The sequence below is a fragment of the Sediminibacterium sp. FW305-C-269 genome, from assembly GCF_058231045.1.
Genome location: NZ_JBIQXQ010000002.1, coordinates 820,001 through 845,967, shown reverse-complemented (window position 1 = coordinate 845,967; position 25,967 = coordinate 820,001). Strand labels below are relative to the sequence as shown.

Below are 25,967 nucleotides of genomic sequence, written 5' to 3'. Positions count from 1 at the left end.
CATTTCCGGGGGTAATTCCCTTCTACTGCACCAGAAAAGGCATTAATCCGTCTGCCAGCACCCTGTCGTTGCTTAGGCGGGGCACTTTGTTCTGGCCTCCCAGTTTGCCGATCGACCGCATATAATCGATAAAACCGTTCTTCTGCACTTTCCGTACCTGCAGTTGCATCAGTATATTGCCGCTGATCAGGTCATCGTAATAAACGTTCTTCTGGCGAAGGTTCAGTTCCAGGTTGCGGATGAAACGCTGCATATCGGCCGGTTCCTGTTCAAACTCTATGAACCATTCGTGGTAACTTTTTCCCTGTTCCTGCTGTATCATGGGGGCTACGGTAAATTCCGTGATCTTGGCCTGCTCCTCATTGCTGGCTTTCAGTATGGCCTGTTCCACTTCCTCACCGATCACATGCTCCCCAAATGCAGAAATAAAATGTTTAATCCGACCGGTCACCAGCAGACGGTAAGGCTCTGTACTTACAAATTTGACGGTATCGCCCAGGTTATACCCCCATAAACCGGCATTGGAGTTGATGATCATGGCATAATTCTCCCCTGTTTTCACCTCTTTCAGACTCAAACGGGTCGGATTTTCCGAGAAGATCTCTCCTACCGGTATGAATTCATAATAAATGCCACTATTGGTATTCAACAGCAGTCCCTCCGCATTTTGTGAGTCCTGGAAAGCGAAAAAACCCTCACTGGCCGGAAACAACTCAATACTATCTATCTTTTTACCGATGGTTTCGAACATCCTGGCCTTATAGGGCTCAAAATTCACCCCACCCTGCACCATCACGCTGAAATTCGGGAAGAGTTCAGACACTTTTTTACCGGATTTCTCGGTCAGGCGGTCAAAATACATCTGCATCCATGGCGGAATACCACTGATCAGGGTCATATCCTTGTGCAGGGTTTCCTGTACGATCTTGTCCAGCTTGGTTTCCCAATCCTCTATACAATTCGTCTCATAACTTGGCAGCTGATTGGCTCTCAGGTAACTCGGAACATGGTGGTTAACGATGCCACTTAACCTTCCTGTAGGGATATTACCCACCCTTTCCAATTCGGGTGAGCCACTCAGGAAAATCATTTTTCCGCTGGCAAAAGCCGAATTACCGGTCTCTGCCATATAACAAAGCAGGGCATTCCTGGCCGTATTGATATGATTATCAATAGAATCTTTGGTTATAGGGATATATTTTACCCCGCTGGTGGTACCGCTGGTCTTGGCAAAATAAATAGGACGCCCCTTCCAGAGGATATTCTGTTTTCCTTCTTTTATCTGCTCAATATAGGGTTTGAACTGTTCGTAATCCCTGATTGGCACGGCCTGGGCAAAACCAGCCTGGTCTGTAACAAGATCAAGCCGGTGTTCCTTACCAAATACTGTATTCCGGCCGTGTTTGAGGAGCGTTTTCAGGATATCGTCCTGGTCCTCAATGGCTGTCTGCATCCCTTTACGGGTCTTATTATATATGTAATTGGCAAAGGGTCTCGCCAATAAGGATTTTAAATTCATCATGTCAAGATCGGTAAGGGTGGGCAAAAATAGAGGAAGTTTGGCACTTTAGCAGTGATCTTTGGCGTTTGGTACCGGCCTTTAACAAACCCGGACACCGCAATTCTGCCAGATCGTAAGAATCTCACAGGGATCCATGGTTACCTCGTAAAACCAGCAACCCTGGATCATCTATTCAATATCTGTGTATCAGTATATTACATTATCAAAATCGGTATAGGACAGATCGGCATCCGACGGCGTACCCATCTAAGTATAAGATAATCAACTACTTAAAAGGCTTTGAGTGTATTCTCTCCTGTATTCCTTCGTTATTTCTTCGACTTTCTTCGTCTCTTCTCCTCTGTTTCTTCGAATAGATCCCGAAGAAAGGGTGAAGAAATCATAAATATAGGAATAGGCAGGCAAGGAGTGCTGAATGTTGAATGGCCCAAACCAAAATTCCCCTTCCGCGACTATCTTCGCGTTTTCCACCAGTGGGGACAAGATTTATTTGAAAAATGTTTGCGGATTTTCCGTATGAAACCTTACCTTTGCCGTCCTAATTTTGGTAGCTATGTTAGCAGTTGTAAAAATCGCAGGTCAGCAATTTAAAGTACAGGAAGGTCAAAGCCTGTATGTTCCTCACCTGCAGGGTAAAACCGGAGATAAAGTTGAGTTCAGCGATGTGTTGTTTACAGACAACAGCGGAACCGTTTCTGTGGGCAGTGCCGTAAAAGCCACTGTAAAAGCAGAAATCATCAGTGACCTCGTACAGGGAGATAAAGTGATCGCCTTTAAAATGAAAAGGAGAAAAGGCTTCCGTAAAAAGCACGGTCACAGAACTCACTATACAAGAATTAAAATTGAAAGCATCGCTTAGTCAGCGATCATTGATTAAGATAATAGACCAGGGAGACGCGTCAACCTGTTTATCATTTTAGTTTTTAAAACAAAAAACTATGGCACACAAAAAAGGTGAAGGTTCCGTAAAGAACGGCCGCGATTCACAAAGCAAACGTTTAGGTGTTAAAATATACGGTGGTCAGCCTGCTTTATCAGGCAACATCATCCTGCGCCAGAGAGGTACTGTATACCATCCTGGTAAGAATGTTGGTGTAGGAACAGACTTCACACTGTTCGCATTGACTGATGGATTGGTTGAATTCAAGAAGGGTAAAAACGACAAAACAACCGTATCGGTAAAGCCGATAGAAGTGACGGCTTAAAAATTTTTTTTTGTAGTTCCAAATAAGTTTTTACTTTTAATGTATTAACTAACCATTAAATCTAAAAAAACATGGCAACTGCAAAGAAAGCCGCAAAAAAAGCTGCTCCTAAAAAAGCCGCTAAGAAAGCCGCTCCAAAGAAAGCTGCAAAGAAAGCTGCTCCTAAAAAAGCCGCTAAGAAAGCTGCTCCTAAAAAAGCCGCTAAGAAAGCCGCTCCTAAAAAAGCTGCTAAGAAAGCCGCTAAAAAATAGTAGCCTTCTTATTTCTAAAGCAGAAATAGATTTAAAGTCCCGGCAAACGCCGGGACTTTTTTATTGCTACCTTCGAAACCCAATACCAGCAACGATATGGACAACTACGCCATTGCCGATAATTTTTCTTTGTTAGCCAAGCTCATGGATATCCATGGCGACAATTCCTTCAAGGCCAAATCCTATTCCTCTGCCGCATTTACGATTGAAAAACTAACCAGTCCCCTGGCAGAGATGCCGGTAGAAAAGATCTTTTCGATCCGGGGAATCGGTGATGCCATCGGTAAAAAAATTGTGGAGCAACTGGAGACAGGTCAGCTAAGTAACCTGAACGAATACCTGGCCAAAACCCCTCCGGGCATTCTGGAGATGATGGGCATCAAAGGTATCGGTCCGAAGAAAATCGCTACCATCTGGAAAGAACTGGAAATAGAAACCCTCGGAGAACTATTGTATGCCTGCAATGAAAACCGCCTGACTTTATACAAGGGCTTCGGCGAAAAAACACAAAGAAACATCAAGGAAGCGATCGAGTTCTATTTGGGTAACCAGGGCAGTTACCTGTATGCCGAAGTGATACAACATGCAGAAAGAACACAACAGATGCTGGAGCAGATGTTCCCGGATGAGCAATGGCTGCTAACCGGGGATCTGAGACGTCAGATGGAAATCATTGATAAGCTGGAATGGGTAACAACGGCTTCTGCGGACAAGATCATCCAACAACTGGAAAGTATCCTGGTGAAAGATGTCACCGTAGTAACCACAAGTGATAGCAAAGAGATCGGCAATACGGTGAAAGAGCAATATTTTGAAGTCCTTCACTCCTCCCCCGAACTGCTTGAAATCAGCACCAAGGGCTCGGCACAGAATATCCTGTTCCGTTTTTACCTCTCCGCAAAAGAAATGCTTTATAGTAACCTGTTCCGTACCAGTTGCAGTCCCGAATTCCTGGAAACCTGGACCAGGGAGTATTCCCTTGCAGCTTCTTTCGAAAGTGAGGAAGCCATTTTTGCAGCAGCCGGCATACAGCCGATACCCGCTTTTTTACGGGAAGATGCGGCCCGTATTGCTGAAGCCAGACAACATCTGTTACCACAAGTGATCCAGCCGGAAGACATCAAAGGCATCATTCACTGCCACAGCAACTGGAGTGATGGCGTACACACACTGGAGGTTATGGCCCGGAGCGCCCACTCGCAGAACCTGCAATACCTGGTGATCAGCGATCACTCGAAAACTGCTTTTTATGCCAACGGATTGAACGAAGAACGCATCGCCGCACAACACCAACAGGTGGACGAACTGAATACCAGAATGGAACCTTTCAGGATCTACAAGAGCATTGAGAGCGATATACTCAATGATGGCAGCCTGGATTATGCGGATGAGGTACTGGCAAGTTTCGACCTCGTGATCGCCTCCATCCACTCGAACCTGAAGATGACCGAAGAAAAAGCGATGATGCGGCTGCTGAAAGCCATAGAGAACCCCTACACTTCGATCCTGGGGCATATGACCGGCCGCCTACTGCTGAGCCGGAATGGCTATCCTGTTGACCACCGAAAGATCATTGACGCCTGTGCAGCCAATGACGTAGTGATAGAACTGAATGCCCACCCGAGAAGACTGGATATTGACTGGCGCTGGATCCGGTATGCACTCGAAAAAAACGTACTCATCTCCATCGACCCCGATGCACATGCCATTGAAGGTTTTGCTGATTGTCGCTACGGCGTACTGGCAGCACAAAAAGCAGGTGTCACCCCAAAACAGAACCTGAGCAGTTTCTCACTGGAAACATTTGACGCGTTTGTGAAAAAACAACAGCAGAAAAGAGAAAGGAACAGATGAACAGATGAGCAAGGAACAGATGAACAGATGAACAAGGAATGTTGAATGTCTGTAAGGAGTAAAATCAATCAGACAACGCGATAATTCGCCAATGGAACAAGTCACACATTTCCGATCCTTGCTCATCTGTTCGTCTGTTCATCTGTTCTTTTGTTCAATCGGCAAACTGATATAGAACGTGGTTCCCACCCCTTCTTCCGATACGAACCAGATCTGGCCGTTGGCTTTTTCTACAATGCCTTTGCAGATAGCCAGTCCCAGCCCCGTGCCGGATGATTTAGTGGTGAAATTGGGCGTGAATATATTATGGCGCATATTTTCCGGGATACCGCCGCAGTTATCTTTTACAGAGAGGAATACTTTGCCGTTTTCTGCATATTGACGGATCTGTATCAAGACCAGTTTATTGGGATCCCTGTTGGCTTCAATGGCATTTTGCAGCAGGTTGGTGAATAAGCGGTTCATCTGTACCCGGTCGGAATAGACAGGGTAATTGCCTGCTGCTTTGTCCCATTTGATTTCTATGGCCGGGTTGGTGCTGTACAAACGTATCAGCGAGGAAAGCACTTCGGAAATATCGAAGGTTTCCATACGGGCATTACCGATATTGGCAAACTGCGAGAAATCACCCGCGATCTTCGACAATTGATCGATCTGTTCGATCAGGGTGACCGCCATATTGGACGACAGCTCTTTAACATTAGGCGCTCCTTTCTGTATGGCATTCTGGAGGTACTGTATGCTCAGTTTCATCGGGGTGAGCGGGTTCTTGATCTCATGTGCCACCTGCCGGGCCATTTCGCGCCAGGCGCCTTCCCTTTCGCTTTGCGCAAGTGCCTGGGCACTGATCTCCAGTTTCTTCACCATCTTGTTGTACTCTTCCACCAGCATACCGATCTCATCATTCCGGTTCCATTCAATGGCTTCATTGATTTTACCGAGGTTCATCTCCTGCATTTTACGGCCGATGAGGCTGAAAGAGGCTGTAATACGATTGGTCAGGAAAAAAGCAATGGCACCAGCCACCAGGAAAATGAAGGCATTGAGATTGATCAGCGTGGCCAGGAAACCGGAGATCTCCTGGTTCAGTTCGTTCTGCGAGTTCAGGTACGGGATATTCAGATAAGCATAGTTATTACCGCCATCATCTGTCAAAGGCACATAGATGCTCAGGTATTCGAAGGAACCGATCTTCTCTGACTGCAGGAAGCGGATACTATGCCCTGACTGCAATTCGCGATACGCTTTGGGCTCCATCCTGGAACTTAACAATTGTTTATTGTAGATATAGGGCTGCGTGGAAATGACGAGGGTTCCCCTGAGGTTATAATAATTAATGTCCACATTGTGCAGGTCAGATATTTCTGCAATGGTTTTTTCGAGTCCTGCTTTTACGCCAGGGTTATCCGGTACATCATCAAACGCACGCAGGGAATTCATCTGGGTATTGACTTCATTGGCCATTACCTGGATGGATTTGGACAGCCGTTCTTCATTATTCCGGTTAAACCGGAGGATAAAAAAGGAGATAGTGGCGATACCGATCACAATGAACGAGAATACACTGAGAAAGATGATGGTGGCCTGTATCTGTGAACGGATATTGAGTCGCATCATTTTTTTCAGTTCCTGCCATTTAAACCTGGCCTGCAACAGGTAACTGCCGAAATGAAACAAGAAGATGATGAGCAGGAAAAAACAGAACAGGTAGGCAAACAGGGTGACCGCTTCTATGAAACCCGTATCCCTTTTTACCACCAACACCTGTTTATCATTATTGGAGCTATACCATAATTCAGTAAAATCACCTTCTTTCCTGAACAGGAACTCGAAACCTGCCAGCTGTTTCTTATCCAGCACCAGGGGAAAACTGTAAGTGTTGAAATGATTGATCATCCGCCCACGGGCGTATACAGCATAGGCATAATTGGTATTGAGATCGGATGCCACATCCTGCACCTGGTTAAAGAGTTCGGGGTACAGCGCCTCGCTTTTATAGCGTTTGGATTTGATGACAACAAACAGATACCCCAGCACACGATCCCGCCGGCTCACCACTTTCTCATAGATATAACTGAAACCTTCCGCCGCATTTTCATAACTGTAGATGCCCGGTATGGCCGTAGGTTCGGCCCGATTGGTGATAATGGTGCGGATTGCCGCAAAATTCAGCGAATCCTCATTGTACAGCGGATGAAACAGGCTGTCGAAAGTATAGATCCGGGTATCGTATTTATTGAGGTATCCCGAGAAATTCTGGTTGACCAGGCTGTCTTTGATGAATTTGTTCGAATATTCGCTTTCCTCCAGCCGGTGAAAGTTTTCACTGAGAAACTGGTCGTCAAAATTTGTGGCAGCGATATTCAGCAGGTTCTCCCCGGAAGGATCGGTTTGCAGGGCCAGCTTCTCGGCAATACGTTTTCTTTGCTCGAACTCCACGATCCCGTTCTGGTAAATGACCATGGTAGCGATCGACATGGTAAAGATCATCACCCAGAAAATGAAAAAACCCGAACGCAGTAAGGGTATATCGAGATCTTTTTTACGGCTGTTAAGTAACAACAGGTACAATAACAACCAGACCAATACCCACAGGTATAACCTGGTATTACCCCCCGAAGTACCGGCCAGTATATAAGCAAAGCCGAACAGTGACACTGCCAGTATCTGCATATATACCGGCACCTGCGCACGGATTACCGGCTGTAACAGTACCTGTGAAAAATGAAAGAACGACAATACCAGTAAACAAAGGATGACAAAACTGATCAGGCTGTATACAGTGAGACCAAAGATATTGGTGACATCGAAGGGTATCTTGGAATCTTTTACAAGACTGGTGATCACCCCGGCCAGCAAAAAACAGATAGCGGCCAGTACCAGCAGATTCAGGTATGCATACACCGGCGGAGCGATCCTTACACGGATCACGGGTTCTTTATCTGTATTGTTTTTGTAAAAACTTACCAGCCAGAACAACAATACGGTATTGACAAACAGATCGCCCAGCGATGGGTGCAGGAAGTTGGATGCATATACCGAAGGATCGAACAGCCCCAGTTTGCTGAAATCGAAAGGGAATGAGAACTGGTACGACAATAACCGCAGTAAGATGACCGACACCAGCAGAAAACCGAAGCCTGTTCTGAAACGGTAACGGCTCACCAGCTCCAGTGCCAGTGAGTGCAGGAATACCAGCAATAAGATGATGGCCACTACCCGCAGGATCACAGTGACCGGATCGTAGGAAATAAAAGACTTCCCGGGTTTCAGTTTGATGCGGAACAATTCCTGCCCATCATGACCCAGTACGGGCAATGCCTGGGGATCTACGCTGATCTCATATTGTTCATTGATACCGGGATAACCTGCAAAATCAGAATGGAGGTATTTGTTCTCCATGAAATACGACCAGCGCACCGGTATCATGGCAAATACAGGGTATTCATGCCCCCGCAGGGTTACCTGTTTGCGTAACATTTCAAAATCACCGTTCTGGTTACCGATAAAATAGCTGCCTTCTTTCAGCAGCAGGTCCTCCGGGTTGATATAGATCCGGTTGGTATTCCAATACAGTAACTCATGTGCCTGGTTATGACCGGAACCTTTATATAGAAACAAGCCTATTTCGTCACCCAGCGGATCTTCCACGTCCGGATTGTGGGTTAACAGGGACTGCAGCAGGGCCGTATCTGCCAGTACTTCGTCGAATTTCTTCTCCTGCTGGCGCAGGCGTTGTTCCAGTTTGCTTTTAACTTTTTTGGGAGAGGAATAATAACTCCAGTAATTGATGAAAATAAACGAGATCGTATACAGCCATGCGGCGGTAATGATGAGATAACCGTGTTTGTATGCCGCCTGTCGTAATGAATGGATCAAGTATGTACAGTTTGCTTTTTCACTTCGTTCCAGATAGCATCCATTTCGGCCAGGGTAAGATCCTGGAGTTTTTTACCCTGTGTTTCGGCAATGGCTTCCATCTGCTTGAATCGACTGATAAATTTCTGGTTCGTCTTTTCCAATACACCTTCTGCATCCACCCGCAAAAACCGTGCATAATTCACCAGACTGAACAATACATCCCCAAACTCCTCCTCTACCTGCTCCTGCGATTCCTGCCGGATGGCTTCTTTCAGCTCCCCTATCTCCTCCTCCACTTTCTTCCATACGTCTTCCTTATTGTCCCACTCAAACCCCACCTGTTTGGCTTTTTCCTGGATTCGGGTGGCTTTTACCACCGCTGGTAAGGAAGGAGGCACCCCTCCCAACACCGATTTCTTGCTGCCCTCTTTCATTTTCAGTTTTTCCCAGTTCAGCTTCACTTCTTCCTCACTGCTCACTTTCACATCACCATAGATATGCGGATGCCGGAAGATCAGTTTTTCACAGATACCATTCATCACGTCTGCCAGTTCAAACTGCTGCTGCTCTGAACCAATCTTTGCATAAAACAGGATATGCAGCATCATATCACCCAGTTCTTCTTTGATCCCCTTCCAGTCGTTTGCCGTAATGGCATCCGCCAGCTCATAGGTTTCCTCGATCGTTAAAGGGCGAAGGGTATGGATGGTCTGTTTTTTATCCCAGGGACACTGTTCACGCAGCTCATCCATGATCTTGACCAGTCGTAAAAAACTATCTGCTGTCTTGTTTTGCATACACTAAAAATTAAATGGCCATAGCCGAAAACAGGAAGAATACTGTAAAGATAAACGAGATCAGGAATAAGGACAGCAACATCAGCAACAGGAACTTCATCAACGTGCGCCCCCTTCGCTGCTCGTAAAAATTCCGCATCGACCTGTACCAGTAATAGAATGCAGCCAGTCCAAACAGCAGCCCGGTCCAGTCAGAGACATGGGAACCCAGCTTTGCCACCAGCAGATCGGTCAGGATACCGATCAGGATAATCATGAAGATGGCACAATACAGGTGAATGGAGTATACCACATGGTTTACGTAATAGAATGACCTTCTCCGCACATACAGCAGTTGCAGTAATAATGCAAACAGGGGCAGCGATACAAACATCATTTGCGGGAACAGGTGTCTGAACTTGTTCAGAATGGCCGTCCAGATGGCTTTGCCATCGTTATGGTATTTTTCCCGCAGGTGCAGGTTCTGCCGAACAAAACGCCGCTCAATGAAATTATCCCGGTCCTTCCCGGGAAGACTGGCCTGCAGGGAATCGTATTGTTGTTCAGAACGGTAACTTTGGTCGTTTGATGAGAGGGAGAATATGCTGAAATTACTTCCTGTCGACTGCAGGTTATTTTTAGCAGTACTGTCTTGCTGCAACAACGTAATATCATTCTCCACCAGTTCCAGTGATTTCCGTATGGATACCTGCGCCAGTTCCGGCAAACTGTCTTTCAGATCCTCCTGTAAAGACAGGCGTTTTTTCTCAAGGTCTTTGATAATAGCTGCAGCCGGCTTCTCCGTTATTTTAATTGTGGCCGTTTCCTCGTCTTTATGCAGGCTGAAAAACACCAGGAAGAAAAAGGCCGAAGTGAACACATACATCCGGATCGGATGCAGATAGGATACCCTCCTGCCCAGCAGGTATTGCTTCGACAGGAACCCAGGCTTGAACAGGAGGTATTTCAGTGTGCTGAAGAACTTACCGTCAAAATGGGTGATATCGTAAGCGAAATGGGTTACCAGGTGCCAGAAACTCTCCTTGGGTTCTATATTCTCCTGTCCGCAGATATGGCAAAACCGCCCATGTACCGCAGCTCCGCAGTTTAAACAGATTTTTTCTTCTCTTTCTCTCGAATGTGACACTTGTTAACGTTTGATTAAAAATACACAACTAAATGATTGCAGCAAGTGGCCGGTTTCAGCAGTTTTTGGATTGTTGAAAACTGTACCTGTACATTTGTCAAAAATTGGCTGATGAAATCGATCCTGACCATTCTTTGCTGCTGCATCCTCACTGCTGGTTTCGGACAGTATTATTTTAATGATATTGTTTCTATCCAGCTCAGTAATGAGCAGTACAAACAACTTCGTGCGCAGAAGATCCGGAAGATCAAAGCCACCAGCTACGAAGCCGATAACAGCATTACCGAAGGTTTCCTGCTGGAAGAAGAGATCAGCATGGATGGAAAAAGGATCATCCTGAGCGCTGCCACTTCCGGCCGTCGCCCCTCCCTAACCAACCGCTATTACGAATTGGGCAAACTGAAAAGGACACAGTCCGGCACCCTAAACATAGATTCACGTACCGAGTACACATATACCGATAAAGGGCAGGTACTCAGGATCGCACTGAGCACTACGGACACTGCCATGAAAACCAATCTCAGCGAAGTACATGAATGGCAATATAATGAGCAAGGCGAACCCACAGTCATGCTCCGGATCAAAAACAGGCTGGATACCACCTACATTGAATTCATGAAAGATGAACAGGGTTTGATTGCCGAAGAGCACTGGAAAAAGAAAGGCCGTACCCTGGAAACCTATTATTATTACTATGACGCCAATAAACGCCTCACGGATATTGTCCGCTATAATGGAAAGCTGAAAAAACTGATTCCCGATTTTCAGTACGAGTATGATGCCAATGGCCGTATCAGCCAGATGACACAGGTTTCCATGAGCACTTCCAGTTATATCATCTGGAAATACAGTTACAACGAAAAAGGGCTCAAACAGAAAGAACTGGGCTACGATAAGGAAAGGAAACTGATCGGTCGCATAGAATACAGTTACGAATGACCCCCATTATGGCAGGGGTTGATTGGGTATGGTAAGCGTGAACGAAGTTCCTTTACCATATTCCGACATGACAGATATCTGCCCGCCGATACGAGTCAGGGCTTCTTTTACAATATACAGACCTATTCCCAGACCATTCTTAAAGTCCGTACTTCTAAAAAATATCTGGAAGATCTTGTTCAGGTGCTCCTCTATGATACCCACTCCATTGTCTTCAATATAGATAGTAGCTTTTTCTTCAGTGACCCGCACGGATAGTTTTACATTAGGATTGGGCTCCTCTATTCGCTGGTATTTCACCGCATTGGAGATCAGGTTATTCAAAATCACCGATAAACGGAAAGCATCACAGCGGAAAGGAACAGGCTGTTCCACATGCACATCGAATACGATCAGCGGGTTCTGCATATTACAAAGCTCGATGCTGTCGGTGAACATTTTCATGAAATCGACCGTTTCATGAATATCATCCAGCCGTATGCCTTTATAGTATTCGATGGTCTTGTGAATAAACGCATCCATCTTGTTCACACAGCTTTCGATCATGATAAAATATTCGTTCTGTGTACTCTCAGGCTGCTGCATTTTGGCCAGGTTCAGGATGCCGATAATATTGGCCAGCGGTGAACGCAGATCGTGCGAAGTACTGTATACAAAGCGGTTCAGCTCATCATTGGCTTTTTCCAGTTCGGCTACTTTATCGCTGAGTTGTTTACGGGTACGGTACAGTTCATACCCATTCTGAATGGCTACTTTCAGCTCCTGCTCGTCCCATGGTTTTTTGATGAAACGGAAGATCTCCCCTTTATTGATGGCATCTATAACCGAATCAAGATCGGCATACCCCGTCAGAAGTATCCTTACAGGATCAGGATGTGCCTTGCGGATGATGTTAAAGAATTCCACTCCGGTGGTTCTGGGCATCTTTTGATCGGCAATGATAACATGGATATCCTGTTCATTCAGGATGTTCATGCCGTCGGTAACGGTTTCGGCCGTATAGATATCGTAAAATCTCCGAAATCCTGCCTGGAACGCAAGCAAATTATTGACCTCATCGTCTATATACAAGACGCGTACTTTGGAGTCTGGGAAATTCATGAATATAGGATATTAGGATACTACGGTTTCCGGTAACACTTTGAATAAAGATATCACAAATTCGGCACCATTTCCAGGGCTTGCGTGCACTTCTATCTTCCCACCATGTTTCTGGATGATATTGTATACAATGGAAAGCCCCAGCCCGGTGCCTTCTCCCACATCTTTGGTGGTGAAAAAAGGATCGAATATTTTTTGCTGCACTTCTTCCGTCATGCCTATGCCCGTATCCCGGATCCTGATCTCCATTCTGTCACCGATATCGCGGGTACTGATGGTGATCGATTCCTGTTCGTTCTGTACTTCCTTCTGTTTGATAGCCTGTATGCCATTACTCAGGATATTCATGAACACCTGGTTCAATTTTCCCGGATAACATTCTACCCTGCCATCCGATTGAAAGTCTTTACGGATCAGTATATACTGCGGCAGGCTGCTTTTCAACAACACGATAGTTGAATCAATCCCTTCATGCACATTGACTGTCTTTACCTCACTTTCATCCAGCCGGCTAAAAGTACGCAGGCCCAGTACGATCTCGGCAGTACGTTCTGCCCCCTCCTGTATCCCTTTTACCAGGCTTTCTATTTCCTGGCGTACATAACCGATATCGATCTGTTTTTTCAGCTGATCAATCGCTGTCAGCTTCGCAGGAATCTCTTCCGCAGCACTGCCATGCAGTTGCCCATAAGCATCAATCACTTCTACCAGGTCCCGGATATCGAGCTGCAGGGGTTTGATATTCGACTTTACAAAATTGATCGGGTTATTGATCTCATGGGCGATACCTGCAGTTAACTGGCCCAGTGATGCCATTTTCTCGGCTTCCACCAGTTGCGACTGGGTATCTTTCAGGTTTTGTAAAGCCTCACTCAGATTTTCATTGGATGACTGCAGCTCTTCGGTACGCTCCGCTACTTTTTTCTCCAGTATCAGGTTCTGGTCGCGCACCAGTTTTTCATTCTCTATGGAAATCTTCAGCGCCTCGGCCTGTGATTGTTCTTTTTCCTTTCGCAAGGCATTGATCTTATCAGCCAGTGCAATGGACAGCAGTGCCACTTCCAATGCAGATCCGAGGTAGAAAATATAGGTGGTAAAATTATTATACGGAACCAGTGATAGGTTTCGGAAAATTAATACCATGAAAGATACCAGTAACAACAACCAGGCAAACAGGTAAAAATATGCCGCTTTGAACCCTTTTCGGGCGATGATGACACTGGTAATCAAAACCGTAACAACACTCACCAGTCCGTTATAGTTCAGGATGGCGTAACTGATATCCAGCCACGATAATACCGAACAAAACAAACCTGCTAGATACACACCTGCCAGCGCTCCCAACCAACTATGCAGCCTCGGCGTATAAAAAGCGGTACGCAGAAAATGCATACTAAAGAGCAACCCGCTCAATGCAGAGAAAGTGGACGTGACAACAACGGCATACCTGTTGATCCACGCATGCTCCGGCCAGAGATACCGGTAACCATACCCTGCTGCAGTAACCTGGGCCAATGCCAGACAAAAAATGTACACGATGTAAAGCAGGTAGCTGTTATCGCGCGTGCCATAGAACAGGAACAGGTTATACAGGAACATAACGGCCAGTACGCCCAGGTACAGGCCGGTTACGATGGTCTGGAGATTGATGGAATTGTGCAATGCTTCATAGGTATGCACTTCGGCTGGCAGAATAATGGGATGTTCGCTGAACACATGCACCAGGTAGCTTTGCGCACTGTCCGGCGGCAGTTTCAGATCGTACACGAGGTTGGGAGAACCAGGCACAGTTGCTGTGTACGCCACATCATTACCCTGTTCCCCTAACAGCCTGGTACTTACATTATCCTGAACATATAACGTTACCCTGGAAAGATTGGGATAGGCAATATTCAACAGCAGTGTGGGCGACAGGGAATTATTACGTACTGAAAAACGGAACCAGGCATTTTGAATAGTACCGGCAAAGACGGGAATACGTCCATTCAGTTTTACAAAACCGGTTTTCTGCCGCACCTGCTCAACGGTTAACCGGTTGGAGCTGTCTACCAGTTGCTCCATGGAAGCTGAAATGAAAGAAGAGGGCTGCTGGTCGGTGATACGGATCTCCTGCGCCCCTGCCATCTTGAAAAGGAGCAGCAGCCATAACACGAGGCCACAATTCCTTTTCCGGGTTATAGCCGGTAAAGAGATTCTTGTCAGCCAATTTCGTGCATAACCACTACCATACATAGGGAACGATCATTTTTGTCCGCTGCTGATATAACCGGTATTCATCGCCAAAACGTTCGGTCAGTTCTTTTTCTTCGATACCGATACGCACATAATAAGCGATCATCATGGCCATACAAGATATCATAAATCCCGGTAAACTGCCCAATACCACTCCGCCGGCCACAATGGCCAGAAAAGCTCCGGTATAACTTGGATGACGTACGATACGGTAAGGGCCACTGGTAATGAGGTGATGATCCTCACGGATCTGCACGGTGGCGGTAAAATATTTGCCAAGATAACGAACCGCCATTGCCCTGAAACCGATACCGACCACGATCATGGTCACGCCCAGGAAGAAAGTCCAGTCATACCGGTCTTTGTCGGGTAAAAAATAGGCCCAGTGCACAATGGGTGCCACCACGCTCACCAGCGACATGCACAGGATAAGCCAAACAGAAAAACGATCGCTTTTTTTCTGCTCACTGGTTTCCTGAACGGTAAAGGCCGGTTGGGTTAACCAGATAGCCACACTGCCCGCGATAAGCAGCAGTATTTTGGGATGCAGGATCAGTTGGGGCGCTCCCAACAAAGGAAGGATCACCATCAGGATATTGCTCACCGAAGCGAGTACGATCTTTCTCATCAATGCTGTTTTTCAGCTGCCGGCTCAAAAGGCGCATAGTCTATCTTACATTCCTCAGGGTTGGCAGAAGGCAGGGTTAACTGGTAATGGATATTGATATAATGATTCTTAAAAGGTGATTTTTCCCTTGCCACATGTTCCGGATTTTCCCGGAGATAGAAGATTTTGTCCCGCTCCCTCGGATGTGCCGCACTCAGGCTGATCAGGTCATCTGAATAGAGCGCGGTTGCGATAAGGTCTATCTTGGGATAATAAAAAGTACCCTTGTTACCCACTTCTGTTAACAGTTTGCCCCCGATCCAGTCTTTAAACCGGACCGTAGTGGGTGAGCAGAGCGAGAACATAGTATTGATCCCCAACTGATTGGCCAAAGCCACTGCCACACGCGAAGGGAACAGGCTTCCGATACCAAAACCGGCCACTTCCCTTGAGTTCCATAATCCGGACAATTCAGCAGCTCCCTGGCGGGCTTTCTGCCGAACAACCTCATAAATATGCGGATCCATTTTACCGGTAGCCTCTTCTATAGGTAACGGATGGATACCGTCTGCCACCTGTATCCTTGCACCACCATACAGTTTCTCCCCATCGAGTGTTTCTACCACGATCACAAAAATAGCCGGATTGAACATCCAGTCATCAGTGTTGGTCGTGATGTTTTCAATGCCATAGATGGACAATACCTTTCTATGGCCTGCAATGAACTTTTTGCAGGTCGCAGGATCTTCGATCGCCCTGAAAGCACGGATCCTGATCTCTGTTACCAAATCTGGGGAAAAACCACTCATCAAAATCGGTGTTTATTTCTAACAAAATAACAAAACTATGTTCGTTTGTTTAACTATTATTGTATAAACATTTGTTTTTGTTAGATTTACGGTAACGCGAGACCGAAACCCCCAATATCAGTCATGGAAGAAAAAAAGATAAATGTCCTGTATATAGATGATGAGCCGAACAATATCACTTCATTCCGTGCAGCTTTCCGTCGTTCCTTCAACATCTACTCCGCGGAATCTGCAGAGGAAGCCCGAAAAATCATAGAGATTGAGCCCATCGAAGTAATATTGAGTGATCAGCGTATGCCGAAAATGACCGGCATTGAATTTTTCCAGTCCATCCTAACCACACACCCCGACCCTATCCGGATCCTGATTACGGGTTATACTGATATCAATGCGGTGATTGATGCCATCAATATCGGACAGGTATACAAATACCTTACCAAACCCTGGATAGAACATGAAGTAAGAACCTCGATCCTGAATGCATTTGAGTTATACGACCTCCGCCGCCAGAACCGAGAACTGACAGAGAAACTGATGGATGCCAACCAAAAGCTGGAACTCCTGGCACGCCAGAATCTATTGTCGTAAACACTGTGCTTGTAGCATTGTGTAATAACGTATTAGCGTATTCTGTTCTGACAAGCATCTGAAACAGTTTGCCCGGAATCGGCTTGCCTGCTGTCTGATTTCTTGTTAGTTTTAAAAGAAATTATGCATGCCATGAAACAAACCCATTCGTTACTGATTGCAGTGATCGCCTCTCTGGTATTGTTCACCGCTTTCCGGCACAAACCCTCACCGGTGCTTATGGGTGCCTGGGGATATGGCCCCGCCGATAACCGTACCGTAATGATCTGCACGGACCATGTGTTTTCTATAGCGCAATACAATATTACTGGTAAGACATTACTCCATTCCTGGGGAGGCACCTGGCGCTTAACGGGCAACCAACTGATCAGGCAGATTGAATGGGATTCCAAAGATTCCACACAGGTAGGTAAAGAAGTAACACATACCATCCAGGCAAGCGAAGCCACACTCAAACTGGGGAATATGCCTGAAACCTGGCAAAGACTGGATGATGGCGCTCCCGGTGAACTGGCCGGCGCCTGGATCATTACCGGAACCTACAATAACGACAAGGTTTCCAAACGCCCCAACCCCTTCTTTCCGCGCAGGACCATGAAAGTGTTATCCGGAAAATATTTTCACTGGATCGCCTATCACCTTACCAACAAACAGTTCCAGCATGCCGGCGGCGGCACCTACAGCACCGTACAGGGCAAATACACAGAGCATATTGAGTTCTTTACCAAAACACCTGCAAGTGTGGGCAAGTTGCTCAGTTTCGATTATTCATTTGTTGACGGCGACTGGCGGCATCGCGGCGAAAAATCGACCGGAGGTGTGATGGATGAATGCTGGACAAAAAGAGAGACCCTGGAAAACAGGTAACCTTCCAAAAACATTGGTGCACGGTTACACTTGTTCCCTTCAGAAGCTTGTAAAATGGTATCTTTCCATTAGCTTAAAAACAATCGTACATACATGAAGATCACAGGTTTTCTTTTAGCGCTCTTTTTGTTGGTTCAGAGTTATGCCCAACCCGGCTCAAAATCCCGTTCAGGATGGATACAGCTCTTCAACGGAAAAGACCTCACTGGTTGGACGCCTAAAATAACCGGCTACCCGTTGCATGAAAATTTCGGTAACACTTTTTATGTAGAGAATGGAGTACTGAAAACCAAATACGATGCCTATGACAGTTTCAATGAACGTTTCGGGCATCTGTTCTACAAAAACAAATATGCCTATTACCTGATGGCGGTTGAATACCGCTTTACCGGCGAACAGGCCAAAAACGGACCAGGCTGGGCCTGGCGCAACAGTGGTGTGATGATCCACTGTCAGGATCCCAACACCATGGGTAAAGACCAGGACTTCCCTATCTCCATTGAAGTGCAACTGTTGGGGGGTAATGGCAAAGACCCACGCAGTACCGCTAATCTTTGTACGCCGGGAACCAATGTGGTGATGGATGGCAAACTGCTCACCAATCACTGTGTGAACTCGCATTCGCAAACCTATCATGGCGACCAGTGGGTGCGCGTAGAGATACTGGTCCTGGGAGATTCGCTGGTGCAGCATATCATCGATAAACAGGTGGTGCTGCAATACAACCAGCCACAGATCGGCAATGGCAACGTGATCCACTACGATCCTGCTGTAAAAGTGGATGGCAAACTGCTGAAAGAGGGCTATATCTCACTGCAGAGTGAGAGCCACCCGGTGGAATTCAGAAAAGTGGAATTGTTTGACCTCTCGCCTTTCGCAAAGGATCCCAAAAAACTGGCTACGATCCTGCAAAAGCTCCAGTTACCTGTTACCAAATGATATTCACTGGCTGCGCCTTTGCACGCAAATAGTCTCGCAAAGGCGCAAACCGATGAGTATAACCGCTTATGTAAATCGGAAAGCTGCAACATGCCCTTTTGTTTAGCTTAGCTTCATGGAAATCAACAACACAGCGATAGCGGCACAGTTTCAGGCCACTACGGATTCACTGATCGGTCTATTGGAAGCCTTCACACCCGAAACATTCAACCGAAAGCCCGCCCCTTCGGCCTGGAATGCCGGTGATGTGGCCGAACACCTGTTGTTATTCGATATCCGTTTGCAGGAAATACTGGCTACCGCCACCCAACCCGCTAACCGAAATCCGACAGAAAAGCTTGCTGAATATACCGGTCGTGTCACCAACCGTGAAGTACGCATTGATGCACCGCCTTTTCTGGCACCTGTCGCCGCAGAAAGGACTCCCGCGGAAATGATCGCAAAACTGCGGGCCGAACGTGACAAAATTGTGTCTGCCATTACCACACAGGACCTGACACTGGTCAGCACCGATTTTCCGCATCGTTTTTTTGGAGAGATGACCGCTTTTGAATGGATTCATTTTTTAGACCTGCATACACACCGGCATTTTCCGCAGTTGAAGGAACTACTGGCGGATTAAGACAAACCCTTATTGCTGTTTCTGCCCGTACGGGATAATAGGATGCAAATAAAAAAAACCTTGACAGTTGTACTATCAAGGTTTTTTATTGCGATGTGCCCCAGGCGGGAATTGAACCCGCACTCGCGTTGCGGCGAACAGGATTTTAAGTCCTGCGTGTCTACCAGTTCCACCACCAGGGCTTCCCTTCGGGGAGTGAACTCCCAAAAAAAAGTCCCGTAACCGCCTCAGGCGGACGGGACTTCTGAGCGGAAGACCGGGCTCGAACCGGCCACCCCGACCTTGGCAAGGTCGTGCTCTACCAAATGAGCTACTTCCGCGTTATTTGTAAGAACTTGTTTTGGGAGTGCAAAAATAGTCATCCCGAGTTCCTGACAAAATTTTTTATTGATTTTTTTTATTTGTACTCAGGTTTGTACTGGCTGCTCTTCTGTACTTCTACATCGGGCTTGCCCTTATAACGCTGGTTGTATAAACGGTAACATCCGCCCAGTACAAATGCCAGGATACAGAATACCTGCAGGTAAAAAAGGAACCTTGATGAATTTACCCAGTTCTTGGTAAAATCTTTTTCTTGTGTCTCGTTGATCTCGTGTGACATAGTGGTTAGTTACTTTGCAAAAATAAGGGTCAGCCGCAAATTAAAAAGCCTTCTTTTGAATAATTTCCCTGAAACGGGTATGTTGTTTGATAAAATAATGCCATACCACCGATCCGCCGTATACGCCATCCAGTAACCGCATGGGTTTGCGGGAGCCAGACTTTCGGACACCTCCTGTTACAATACGCCCCATTACTGCCAGGTGCGCCTTGGCGATGGCTGTAAAAAAGTAAATATCCCCGGTAAAAAGTCCCTTCCAGGCTGATATGGCATCCAGACCGATCCGAAAAGGCAATTTCCAGATCTTTTCCTGCCAGGGAAGGTTCTTACACAACATGAGCAGGTTATTCCGGAAATTGAGGAATACTTTTCGTCCACCCCGGGGTAAGGTACCCGCACCCACATGGTACACCACCGATTGGGGACATGACCAGATCTTATACCCTGCCAGCTGGATACGCCAGCAGAGATCGATCTCTTCCTGGTGGGCAAAAAAACTATCGTCCAATCCCCCGATTTCATGATACACAGCCGCTTTTACAAACATCGCGGCTCCCGATGCCCAGAAAATGGGCTCAGCGGTATCGTACTGGTGGGTATCAGCTTCGCACACATCAAAGATCCTTCCGCGGGAGAAGGGATATCCGAGATGATCGATCCAGCCACCCGCAGCACCGGCATATTCAAATAATTCGGGTTCACGGAAAGAAAGCAGCTTGGGTTGGGCTGCAGCAATACGGCCGTTGGCTTCCATTAATGCGATCACCGGTTCTATCCAACCCGGCGTTACCTGTACATCCGAATTCAGCAGTACATAATAATCAGCTGTTACCCGTTTCAATGCCCAGTTATACCCCCCGGCAAAACCTTCGTTCCTGGGATGTGTCAGCACCTCCACCGAAGGATACGCTTCAAGCAGAAAAGCCAGCGAATCATCTGTAGATGCATTATCCGCCACCACCACCCGCAGGTTGCCATAGGTAGACGCCAGCACAGAAGGCAAAAAGTTCTCCAGATGCCGCCGGCCGTTATAGTTAAGTATGACTACTGCTACTGAGGGTAATGACAAGGATTTTTTTTGCGAAAATAGGTGTATTAGGGTAATTCAATGATAGAATGAGTGAATGATAGAATGATAGAATGTTGTGTGAAGGCTAAAAAAAGAAATCGCACATAATGGAATATTAACTCCAGTATGCCCTATTTACTGGGTATTCCCTCATTCTATCATTCTATCATCCTATCATTCACTCATTATATTCTTGCCCAAACAACCCTTTCCCACTATCTTGCAGATGAAATACCTGTTATGCGTTTTCTGCGCCTGAATTTAGATTTTCTGGACCACCCATGTTCCTGCTGAAGAAGGAACCCCTGATTAGTACCTGATCACGTACACATCTGTATGCGGTTCCAAGCCTGTTATAGCCCGGACTTTTGATTATTTATTCATAGCTAATTACGCATTTATATGGTTACTACCTTGTCTGCAACAGCTGCAGCTTATCTGGCATTAGAAGACAAATACGGCGCTCACAATTACCATCCGCTCCCTGTGGTACTGGAGAGAGGGGAAGGCGTTTTTTTGTGGGATGTTGACGGTAAAAGATATTATGATTTCCTGAGCGGGTACTCTGCGGTGAATCAGGGTCACTGTCATCCCCGCATCATTGACACTCTGGTTGAACAAGCCCGAAAGCTCACACTTACCTCGCGCGCTTTCCACAATAACCTGCTGGGACAATACGAGCAGTTCATTACGGCCTATTTCGGTTATGATAAAGTGTTACCGATGAATACCGGCGTGGAAGGCGGCGAAACAGCCATTAAACTGGCCCGACGCTGGGCTTATGACAAAAAGGGAATTGAAGAGAACCAGGCAAGGATCGTATTTGCCGAAGGTAACTTCTGGGGAAGGACACTGGCAGCCATTTCTGCCTCTACAGATCCCAGCAGTTACAAAGGCTTCGGCCCCTTTATGCCCGGTTTTGATATCGTCCCGTATAACGATACCGAAGCGTTGGAGAAAGCCTTACAGAACCCAAATGTGGCCGCATTCATGGTAGAACCCATTCAGGGTGAAGCAGGCGTGGTTTTGCCGGATGAAGGTTACCTGAAAAAAGTGCGGGAGTTATGCACGAAATACCAGGTGTTACTGATTGCCGACGAAATACAAACAGGACTGGCACGTACTGGCAAAATGCTGGCATGCGATCATGAGCAGGTCCGTCCCGATATCCTGATTTTGGGTAAGGCGCTGAGTGGAGGTGTATTGCCCGTTTCGGCGGTGCTGGCCGATGATGCCGTGATGCTGAATATCCATCCGGGCGAGCATGGGTCTACGTATGGTGGCAATCCCCTCGCCTGTGCGGTGGCCATAACCGCGCTGACCGTTCTGAAAGAAGAGCATATGGCAGAGAATGCCGAAATGATGGGACAATTGTTGCGTTCCGAACTGGCCAAACTGAACTCACCGTTTATCACTACCATCCGTGGAAAAGGTTTGCTGAACGCCATCGTGATCAAACACCCCAACCCGAATGCTTCCTGGGACCTTTGCCTGGCATTAAAAGAAAATGGCCTGTTGGCCAAACCGACGCATGGCGACAAGATCCGTTTTGCCCCACCCCTGCTGATCACGCGGGAGCAGGTGCTGGAATGTGTGGAGATCATCAGAAAATCCTTAGAGACATTGGCATAAAAACGGATTCCCGAATTGAAAGGAGCATAGCATTACTGCTATGCTCTTTTTTATCAATAGGTTTCCTGTTAAAAACAGTGCTTATTTGCCTTTCAGGTCCAGTTTGGGCAATAGGCTCATCAGTAGTATCAGGACCGATAAAGCCACATGGGCATACAAAGCCGGCCTTTTTTCGGGACACTCGCCCATTAAACAGGTAGAGACCATGAGGTAATTCCGGAACGACCATGCCAGGTTCAGTGCGGCAATAAAAACATTGGTTCTTTTAGACCAGATAGCAGGCACGGCAAACATGACCAGCATAATACCGGAAAGGATAACGGTGAATAAACCGGGTTTGCCGAAATGGGTACCCACAGCCTGGAAACCGGTAATGGTGATCTGCCTGCTGGCAATATAACTCCAGGGTAAAAAACAGACGGCCACCAAGGCAAGGGTGGCAATGATGCCAATCGTTTGGGAATATTTCATACTTCGAAAACTTACCGCAAACCTATAACATTTTCCAGAGGAGGGAACGCTTTCGGTGAAAAGCCTCAAAAAGAAAAAGGTGGTATTCCTTGTGAATAGCACCTTTTCTGATTTTCTATCTTCAAGCCTTATTCCCTTGGTCATCATTCCCGTTAACCATTACCGTTCACAGCCACATTGGGTTGTTTTACCACAGTACAGCCATAGTTACCGGCTGTTTTCACATTCAGGTAAATAGTATAATATCCGGGAGTGGTTACTTTAAAATTTTCACCGTTGGCAGCAGGTATATTGTAACCGTTTTTTACCTGGTTGCCCAAAGTCACTGCATCGCTGTTATTGGCCCTGAACCTGAATTCACCGGCCTGCAGGTTGCAGGTAACCACGTAGGCATTTTTGGTTTCATCATAACTCATAACCGGGTCGGTGGCACTGGCAACAGCAGTTCCATGGATACCCCAGCTATTGATTTTGGTGTAACTCCAGGTATTGGTATTGGTGCTGGCTTTTACCAGGTAAGTACCCGCACCTCCGAAGATGGCCAGAACACCACCACCAAAACCGAATTTGTTATTACCGATATGGGTGTAGGTATTGGTGGTTTCCCACTGGGTTCCTTTTACAAACATGAACTGGGCGTAAGTATTGGTGAAATTCACATATCCTTCATATTCACCATTGTTTTCAGTGCTGACGATCTGTGGGGCGGTAGCCAGGTCCCAGCTCTGGAAATTACCAGGTAATTTCAGGTATTTGGGATATCCATACTCAGTGTAAGGTTGATAGGTGGTTACATTCAGCGCTACCGCATCACTGTACACCACGCTGGCTTTTCCATAAACAGGGGTTGCTTTTACACGCAGCTCCACTTTACCACTGTTACCACCAGGAACCAGTTGACACATTTTCTGGTTCAGGTCTTTTACCAGAAATCCTACCTGGGCACCATCTGTAGTACCCAGCTCAACAGGCGCTTCAAAACGGGTTCCTTCTGCAGCAGCTTCTATTGTATAGTTTCTCAGGTTATCGTTGGCTGTACGGCTCCAGCTGAAATTTACAGCGGTGATATCTGCATTACCCTGGCGTAACACCACATTGCTCTCAGAAATACGAAAACCAGTAATAGCGGTAGCACTTTCGGCTACTATATTATTATTGGCAGCAGTTACAGGAGTTTCTACTCCTTTCTGGCAAGCTGTCAGCAGTAAAAGAGCAGTTCCTATAAAGAGCAACCCGGCTCTTCCTGGAGTCTGTATTTTGTCGGTTTTGGTGATCTGCTGTTTCATAAAATCTGTTTTTCCTGAGGTGAATGATGTGTTACAATCACAGTACAAAGTGACTCAGAATCAGCCTTCTGGGAAATAGACCGGGTTGTGAAAAAACAGTAGATGAGTGTTTGCGGAAAGAGTAACAGGATACCTCCCTGCCAGATAGATTTCAGGGATGCCAATCGGTAACCGTATCGGCCAACTAAACGTAGCTAACCGGAATTAATGCTGTAGTGAAAAATCTATTAAATGACCATCAGAAAACCAGATAAATTACAAAATACTGATAATCAACACTTTAATAAGTAACACTTTGACGATTTTGTTACAAAAAAGCCTGCTCGGTATTGAGCAGGCTTTAACAAGTATTCATCATTTTACAATAACCCGTATATACCAGCTTACAGTTTTGGGATACGCACTTCGAAAGCAGTGCCTTCACCGGGATTAGTATGAACAGCTATCTGTCCTTTCAGCTCGTCTACAAGCCTTTTTACAAGGCGCAAACCCATACCATATCCCATTTCTCCTTTTGTACCTGCAGCTGAAAGGGTTGTCCCATTTTTGAATATATCGGCTATCTGGCCGGCATCCATGCCCTTGCCTGTATCCTTGACCCCTATCAGCAGTTCCTGCCCAACTGCGGCAATCGCAAGGGATAGGGTTACGGTTACCCTTCCCCCTACTGGGGTAAACTTGATGGCATTGGAAATAAGGTTTCCGGCTATCTGCAGCAGATGATTCTTAGAGAAAGAGACCAGCTTATTGTCGCTCTTAACCTGAACGGTAAAATCGATCTCTTTGGAAATCGCCTGCGGTGAATATAACTGCTCCAGCCTGTCTTTGAACACTGCCAGGTTAAACAATCCGGAACCACCCGGATGCATATCTACCGTTTCTATTCTTTTATCGGATTGCAGAATTTCGTTGGCCAGTTCAAGCAAGGACACCCCACTCTTCTGTATCAGTCCCACAAATTCCAATACCTGGTCCATATCATTGTCCTTCCCCTGCTGGCTGATGATCTGTGCAAGACTGATAATACCCCCCAACGGACCCCGGATATCGTGTGCCAGTTTACGCTGCCTATCGTTGGCTTCTTTTATCCTGTTTTGCAGGTTCCTGACAGACTGAAACGTCATCAGGCAATTGACGATCTCATGTGCAATAATCTTAAGGATCTCTACTTTCTCCGGGCTGATCTCATGCCCCACTTTATCCAATACGCACAGTGCACCGATAGGATAGCCATCTTCCGTTTGCAGGGGTACGCCAAAATAATATTTCAATAACGGATCGCCTGTAACATAGAACTTGTCTTTAAATCTGTCATCAACACTCAGATCCTTTACTTCCAGGCTTTCCTCTTTGGCCATGATGATATACTGGCAAACAGAGTCTGACCGGCTCATCTGTTTCAGCGGCAGCCCATAATTGGCAACTGTCCACTGGGTAAAGGAGTCAATCAGGTTGATCAGTGATATGGGCGTTCCGGCGACTCTTGCCGCCAGTTCTGACAGTCCCTTTAAGGATTCCTGCATTTCTGTATAGTCTACATCAAGCTCTGACAGCTTTTGTAAACGTTCCATTTCATTTTCAGGAATAG

At 46.4% G+C, this 25,967-nt stretch carries 23 protein-coding genes and 2 tRNA genes; 10 read left to right on the top strand and 15 right to left on the bottom strand.

What is annotated here, in order from left to right:
• Positions 1-22: 22 nt before the first annotated feature.
• Positions 23-1,519 (bottom strand): GH3 auxin-responsive promoter family protein, encoded by a 1,497-nt coding sequence (locus ACH3Y6_RS08985; RefSeq protein ID WP_490835456.1) that lies wholly within the window; start codon positions 1,517-1,519, stop codon positions 23-25.
• Positions 1,520-2,075: 556 nt separating this feature from the next.
• On the opposite strand from ACH3Y6_RS08985, the gene rplU reads away from it, so the two are divergent.
• The 4 genes from rplU to ACH3Y6_RS08965 all read left to right on the top strand — a co-directional run bounded on the left by rplU (position 2,076) and on the right by ACH3Y6_RS08965 (position 4,832).
• Positions 2,076-2,381, top strand: a complete 306-nt coding sequence (gene rplU, locus ACH3Y6_RS08980; protein ID WP_490835265.1) for a 50S ribosomal protein L21 — start codon at positions 2,076-2,078, stop codon at positions 2,379-2,381.
• 79 nt (positions 2,382-2,460) lie between these two features.
• Positions 2,461-2,727, top strand: a complete 267-nt coding sequence (gene rpmA, locus ACH3Y6_RS08975) for a 50S ribosomal protein L27 (protein ID WP_490835264.1) — start codon at positions 2,461-2,463, stop codon at positions 2,725-2,727.
• A 71-nt stretch (positions 2,728-2,798) separates the two neighbouring features.
• Complete coding sequence (locus tag ACH3Y6_RS08970) at positions 2,799-2,978, top strand: hypothetical protein (protein WP_490835263.1); 180 nt, start codon at positions 2,799-2,801, stop codon at positions 2,976-2,978.
• A gap of 63 nt (positions 2,979-3,041) precedes the next feature.
• Positions 3,042-4,832 (top strand): helix-hairpin-helix domain-containing protein, encoded by a 1,791-nt coding sequence (locus ACH3Y6_RS08965; protein WP_490835262.1) that lies wholly within the window; start codon positions 3,042-3,044, stop codon positions 4,830-4,832.
• A 138-nt stretch (positions 4,833-4,970) separates the two neighbouring features.
• Here the strand turns inward: ACH3Y6_RS08965 and ACH3Y6_RS08960 are convergent, their stop codons facing one another.
• Genes ACH3Y6_RS08960 through ACH3Y6_RS08950 form a run of 3 tightly spaced genes read right to left on the bottom strand, consistent with a single transcriptional unit; the run spans position 4,971 to position 10,616 of the window.
• Entirely contained in the window at positions 4,971-8,711 is a 3,741-nt protein-coding gene (locus ACH3Y6_RS08960) for a sensor histidine kinase (RefSeq protein WP_490835261.1), read from the bottom strand.
• Positions 8,708-9,490: a nucleoside triphosphate pyrophosphohydrolase gene (gene mazG, locus ACH3Y6_RS08955; protein WP_490835260.1), complete on the bottom strand. Its 783-nt coding sequence runs from the start codon at positions 9,488-9,490 to the stop codon at positions 8,708-8,710. The genes ACH3Y6_RS08960 and mazG overlap by 4 nt, the downstream gene beginning before the upstream one ends.
• 10 nt (positions 9,491-9,500) lie before the next feature.
• Complete coding sequence (locus ACH3Y6_RS08950; protein ID WP_490835259.1) at positions 9,501-10,616, bottom strand: DUF3667 domain-containing protein; 1,116 nt, start codon at positions 10,614-10,616, stop codon at positions 9,501-9,503.
• Between the two features lie 111 nt (positions 10,617-10,727).
• Here ACH3Y6_RS08950 and ACH3Y6_RS08945 point away from each other — a divergent pair, with 111 nt between their 5' ends.
• Complete coding sequence (locus ACH3Y6_RS08945; RefSeq protein WP_490835258.1) at positions 10,728-11,555, top strand: hypothetical protein; 828 nt, start codon at positions 10,728-10,730, stop codon at positions 11,553-11,555.
• A gap of 6 nt (positions 11,556-11,561) precedes the next feature.
• On the opposite strand, the gene ACH3Y6_RS08940 is transcribed toward ACH3Y6_RS08945, so the two are convergent.
• From ACH3Y6_RS08940 to ACH3Y6_RS08925, 4 genes are all read right to left on the bottom strand, one after another.
• The gene (locus tag ACH3Y6_RS08940) at positions 11,562-12,656 is read right to left on the bottom strand and encodes a hybrid sensor histidine kinase/response regulator (protein WP_490835257.1); all 1,095 of its coding nucleotides are present in this window, start codon (positions 12,654-12,656) and stop codon (positions 11,562-11,564) included.
• A 12-nt stretch (positions 12,657-12,668) separates the two neighbouring features.
• On the bottom strand, positions 12,669-14,807 hold the full coding sequence (locus ACH3Y6_RS08935; RefSeq protein ID WP_490835256.1) for a sensor histidine kinase: 2,139 nt from the start codon (positions 14,805-14,807) through the stop codon (positions 12,669-12,671).
• 70 nt (positions 14,808-14,877) lie between these two features.
• Entirely contained in the window at positions 14,878-15,516 is a 639-nt protein-coding gene (locus ACH3Y6_RS08930; protein ID WP_490835255.1) for a methyltransferase family protein, read from the bottom strand.
• A complete protein-coding gene (locus ACH3Y6_RS08925; RefSeq protein WP_490835254.1) occupies positions 15,516-16,304 on the bottom strand; it encodes a hypothetical protein in 789 nt (262 codons plus the stop codon). Before ACH3Y6_RS08925 ends, ACH3Y6_RS08930 begins: the two co-directional genes overlap by 1 nt.
• Before the next feature lie 123 nt (positions 16,305-16,427).
• Here ACH3Y6_RS08925 and ACH3Y6_RS08920 point away from each other — a divergent pair, with 123 nt between their 5' ends.
• The 4 genes from ACH3Y6_RS08920 (at position 16,428) to ACH3Y6_RS08905 (ending at position 19,320) form a co-directional block, all read left to right on the top strand.
• The gene (locus ACH3Y6_RS08920; RefSeq protein ID WP_490835253.1) at positions 16,428-16,892 is read left to right on the top strand and encodes a response regulator; all 465 of its coding nucleotides are present in this window, start codon (positions 16,428-16,430) and stop codon (positions 16,890-16,892) included.
• A 132-nt stretch (positions 16,893-17,024) separates the two neighbouring features.
• The gene (locus tag ACH3Y6_RS08915; protein ID WP_490835252.1) at positions 17,025-17,759 is read left to right on the top strand and encodes a hypothetical protein; all 735 of its coding nucleotides are present in this window, start codon (positions 17,025-17,027) and stop codon (positions 17,757-17,759) included.
• 93 nt (positions 17,760-17,852) lie between these two features.
• Positions 17,853-18,698, top strand: a complete 846-nt coding sequence (locus ACH3Y6_RS08910) for a 3-keto-disaccharide hydrolase (RefSeq protein ID WP_490835251.1) — start codon at positions 17,853-17,855, stop codon at positions 18,696-18,698.
• 115 nt (positions 18,699-18,813) lie between these two features.
• Positions 18,814-19,320, top strand: a complete 507-nt coding sequence (locus ACH3Y6_RS08905) for a DinB family protein (protein ID WP_490835250.1) — start codon at positions 18,814-18,816, stop codon at positions 19,318-19,320.
• 96 nt (positions 19,321-19,416) lie between these two features.
• On the opposite strand, the gene ACH3Y6_RS08900 is transcribed toward ACH3Y6_RS08905, so the two are convergent.
• The 4 genes from ACH3Y6_RS08900 to ACH3Y6_RS08885 all read right to left on the bottom strand — a co-directional run bounded on the left by ACH3Y6_RS08900 (position 19,417) and on the right by ACH3Y6_RS08885 (position 20,990).
• Positions 19,417-19,502 (bottom strand) — tRNA-Leu (locus ACH3Y6_RS08900).
• A 65-nt stretch (positions 19,503-19,567) separates the two neighbouring features.
• Positions 19,568-19,640: transfer RNA gene (locus ACH3Y6_RS08895), tRNA-Gly, on the bottom strand.
• A 77-nt stretch (positions 19,641-19,717) separates the two neighbouring features.
• Entirely contained in the window at positions 19,718-19,921 is a 204-nt protein-coding gene (locus ACH3Y6_RS08890) for a hypothetical protein (protein WP_490835249.1), read from the bottom strand.
• Positions 19,922-19,961: 40 nt separating this feature from the next.
• On the bottom strand, positions 19,962-20,990 hold the full coding sequence (locus ACH3Y6_RS08885; protein ID WP_490835248.1) for a glycosyltransferase family 2 protein: 1,029 nt from the start codon (positions 20,988-20,990) through the stop codon (positions 19,962-19,964).
• 402 nt (positions 20,991-21,392) lie between these two features.
• Here ACH3Y6_RS08885 and rocD point away from each other — a divergent pair, with 402 nt between their 5' ends.
• A complete protein-coding gene (gene rocD / locus ACH3Y6_RS08880) occupies positions 21,393-22,622 on the top strand; it encodes an ornithine--oxo-acid transaminase (RefSeq protein WP_490835247.1) in 1,230 nt (409 codons plus the stop codon).
• 81 nt (positions 22,623-22,703) lie between these two features.
• Here the strand turns inward: rocD and ACH3Y6_RS08875 are convergent, their stop codons facing one another.
• From ACH3Y6_RS08875 to ACH3Y6_RS08865, 3 genes are all read right to left on the bottom strand, one after another.
• Entirely contained in the window at positions 22,704-23,093 is a 390-nt protein-coding gene (locus ACH3Y6_RS08875) for a hypothetical protein (protein WP_490835246.1), read from the bottom strand.
• A gap of 152 nt (positions 23,094-23,245) precedes the next feature.
• Positions 23,246-24,379 carry a SusE domain-containing protein gene (locus ACH3Y6_RS08870; RefSeq protein WP_490835245.1) on the bottom strand — a complete coding sequence of 378 codons (1,134 nt, stop codon included), beginning with the start codon at positions 24,377-24,379 and terminating at the stop codon, positions 23,246-23,248.
• Positions 24,380-24,762: 383 nt separating this feature from the next.
• Positions 24,763-25,950, bottom strand: coding sequence for a GAF domain-containing sensor histidine kinase (locus tag ACH3Y6_RS08865; RefSeq protein WP_490835244.1), 1,188 nt, complete (start codon positions 25,948-25,950; stop codon positions 24,763-24,765).
• Between the last annotated feature and the right edge of the window lie 17 nt (positions 25,951-25,967).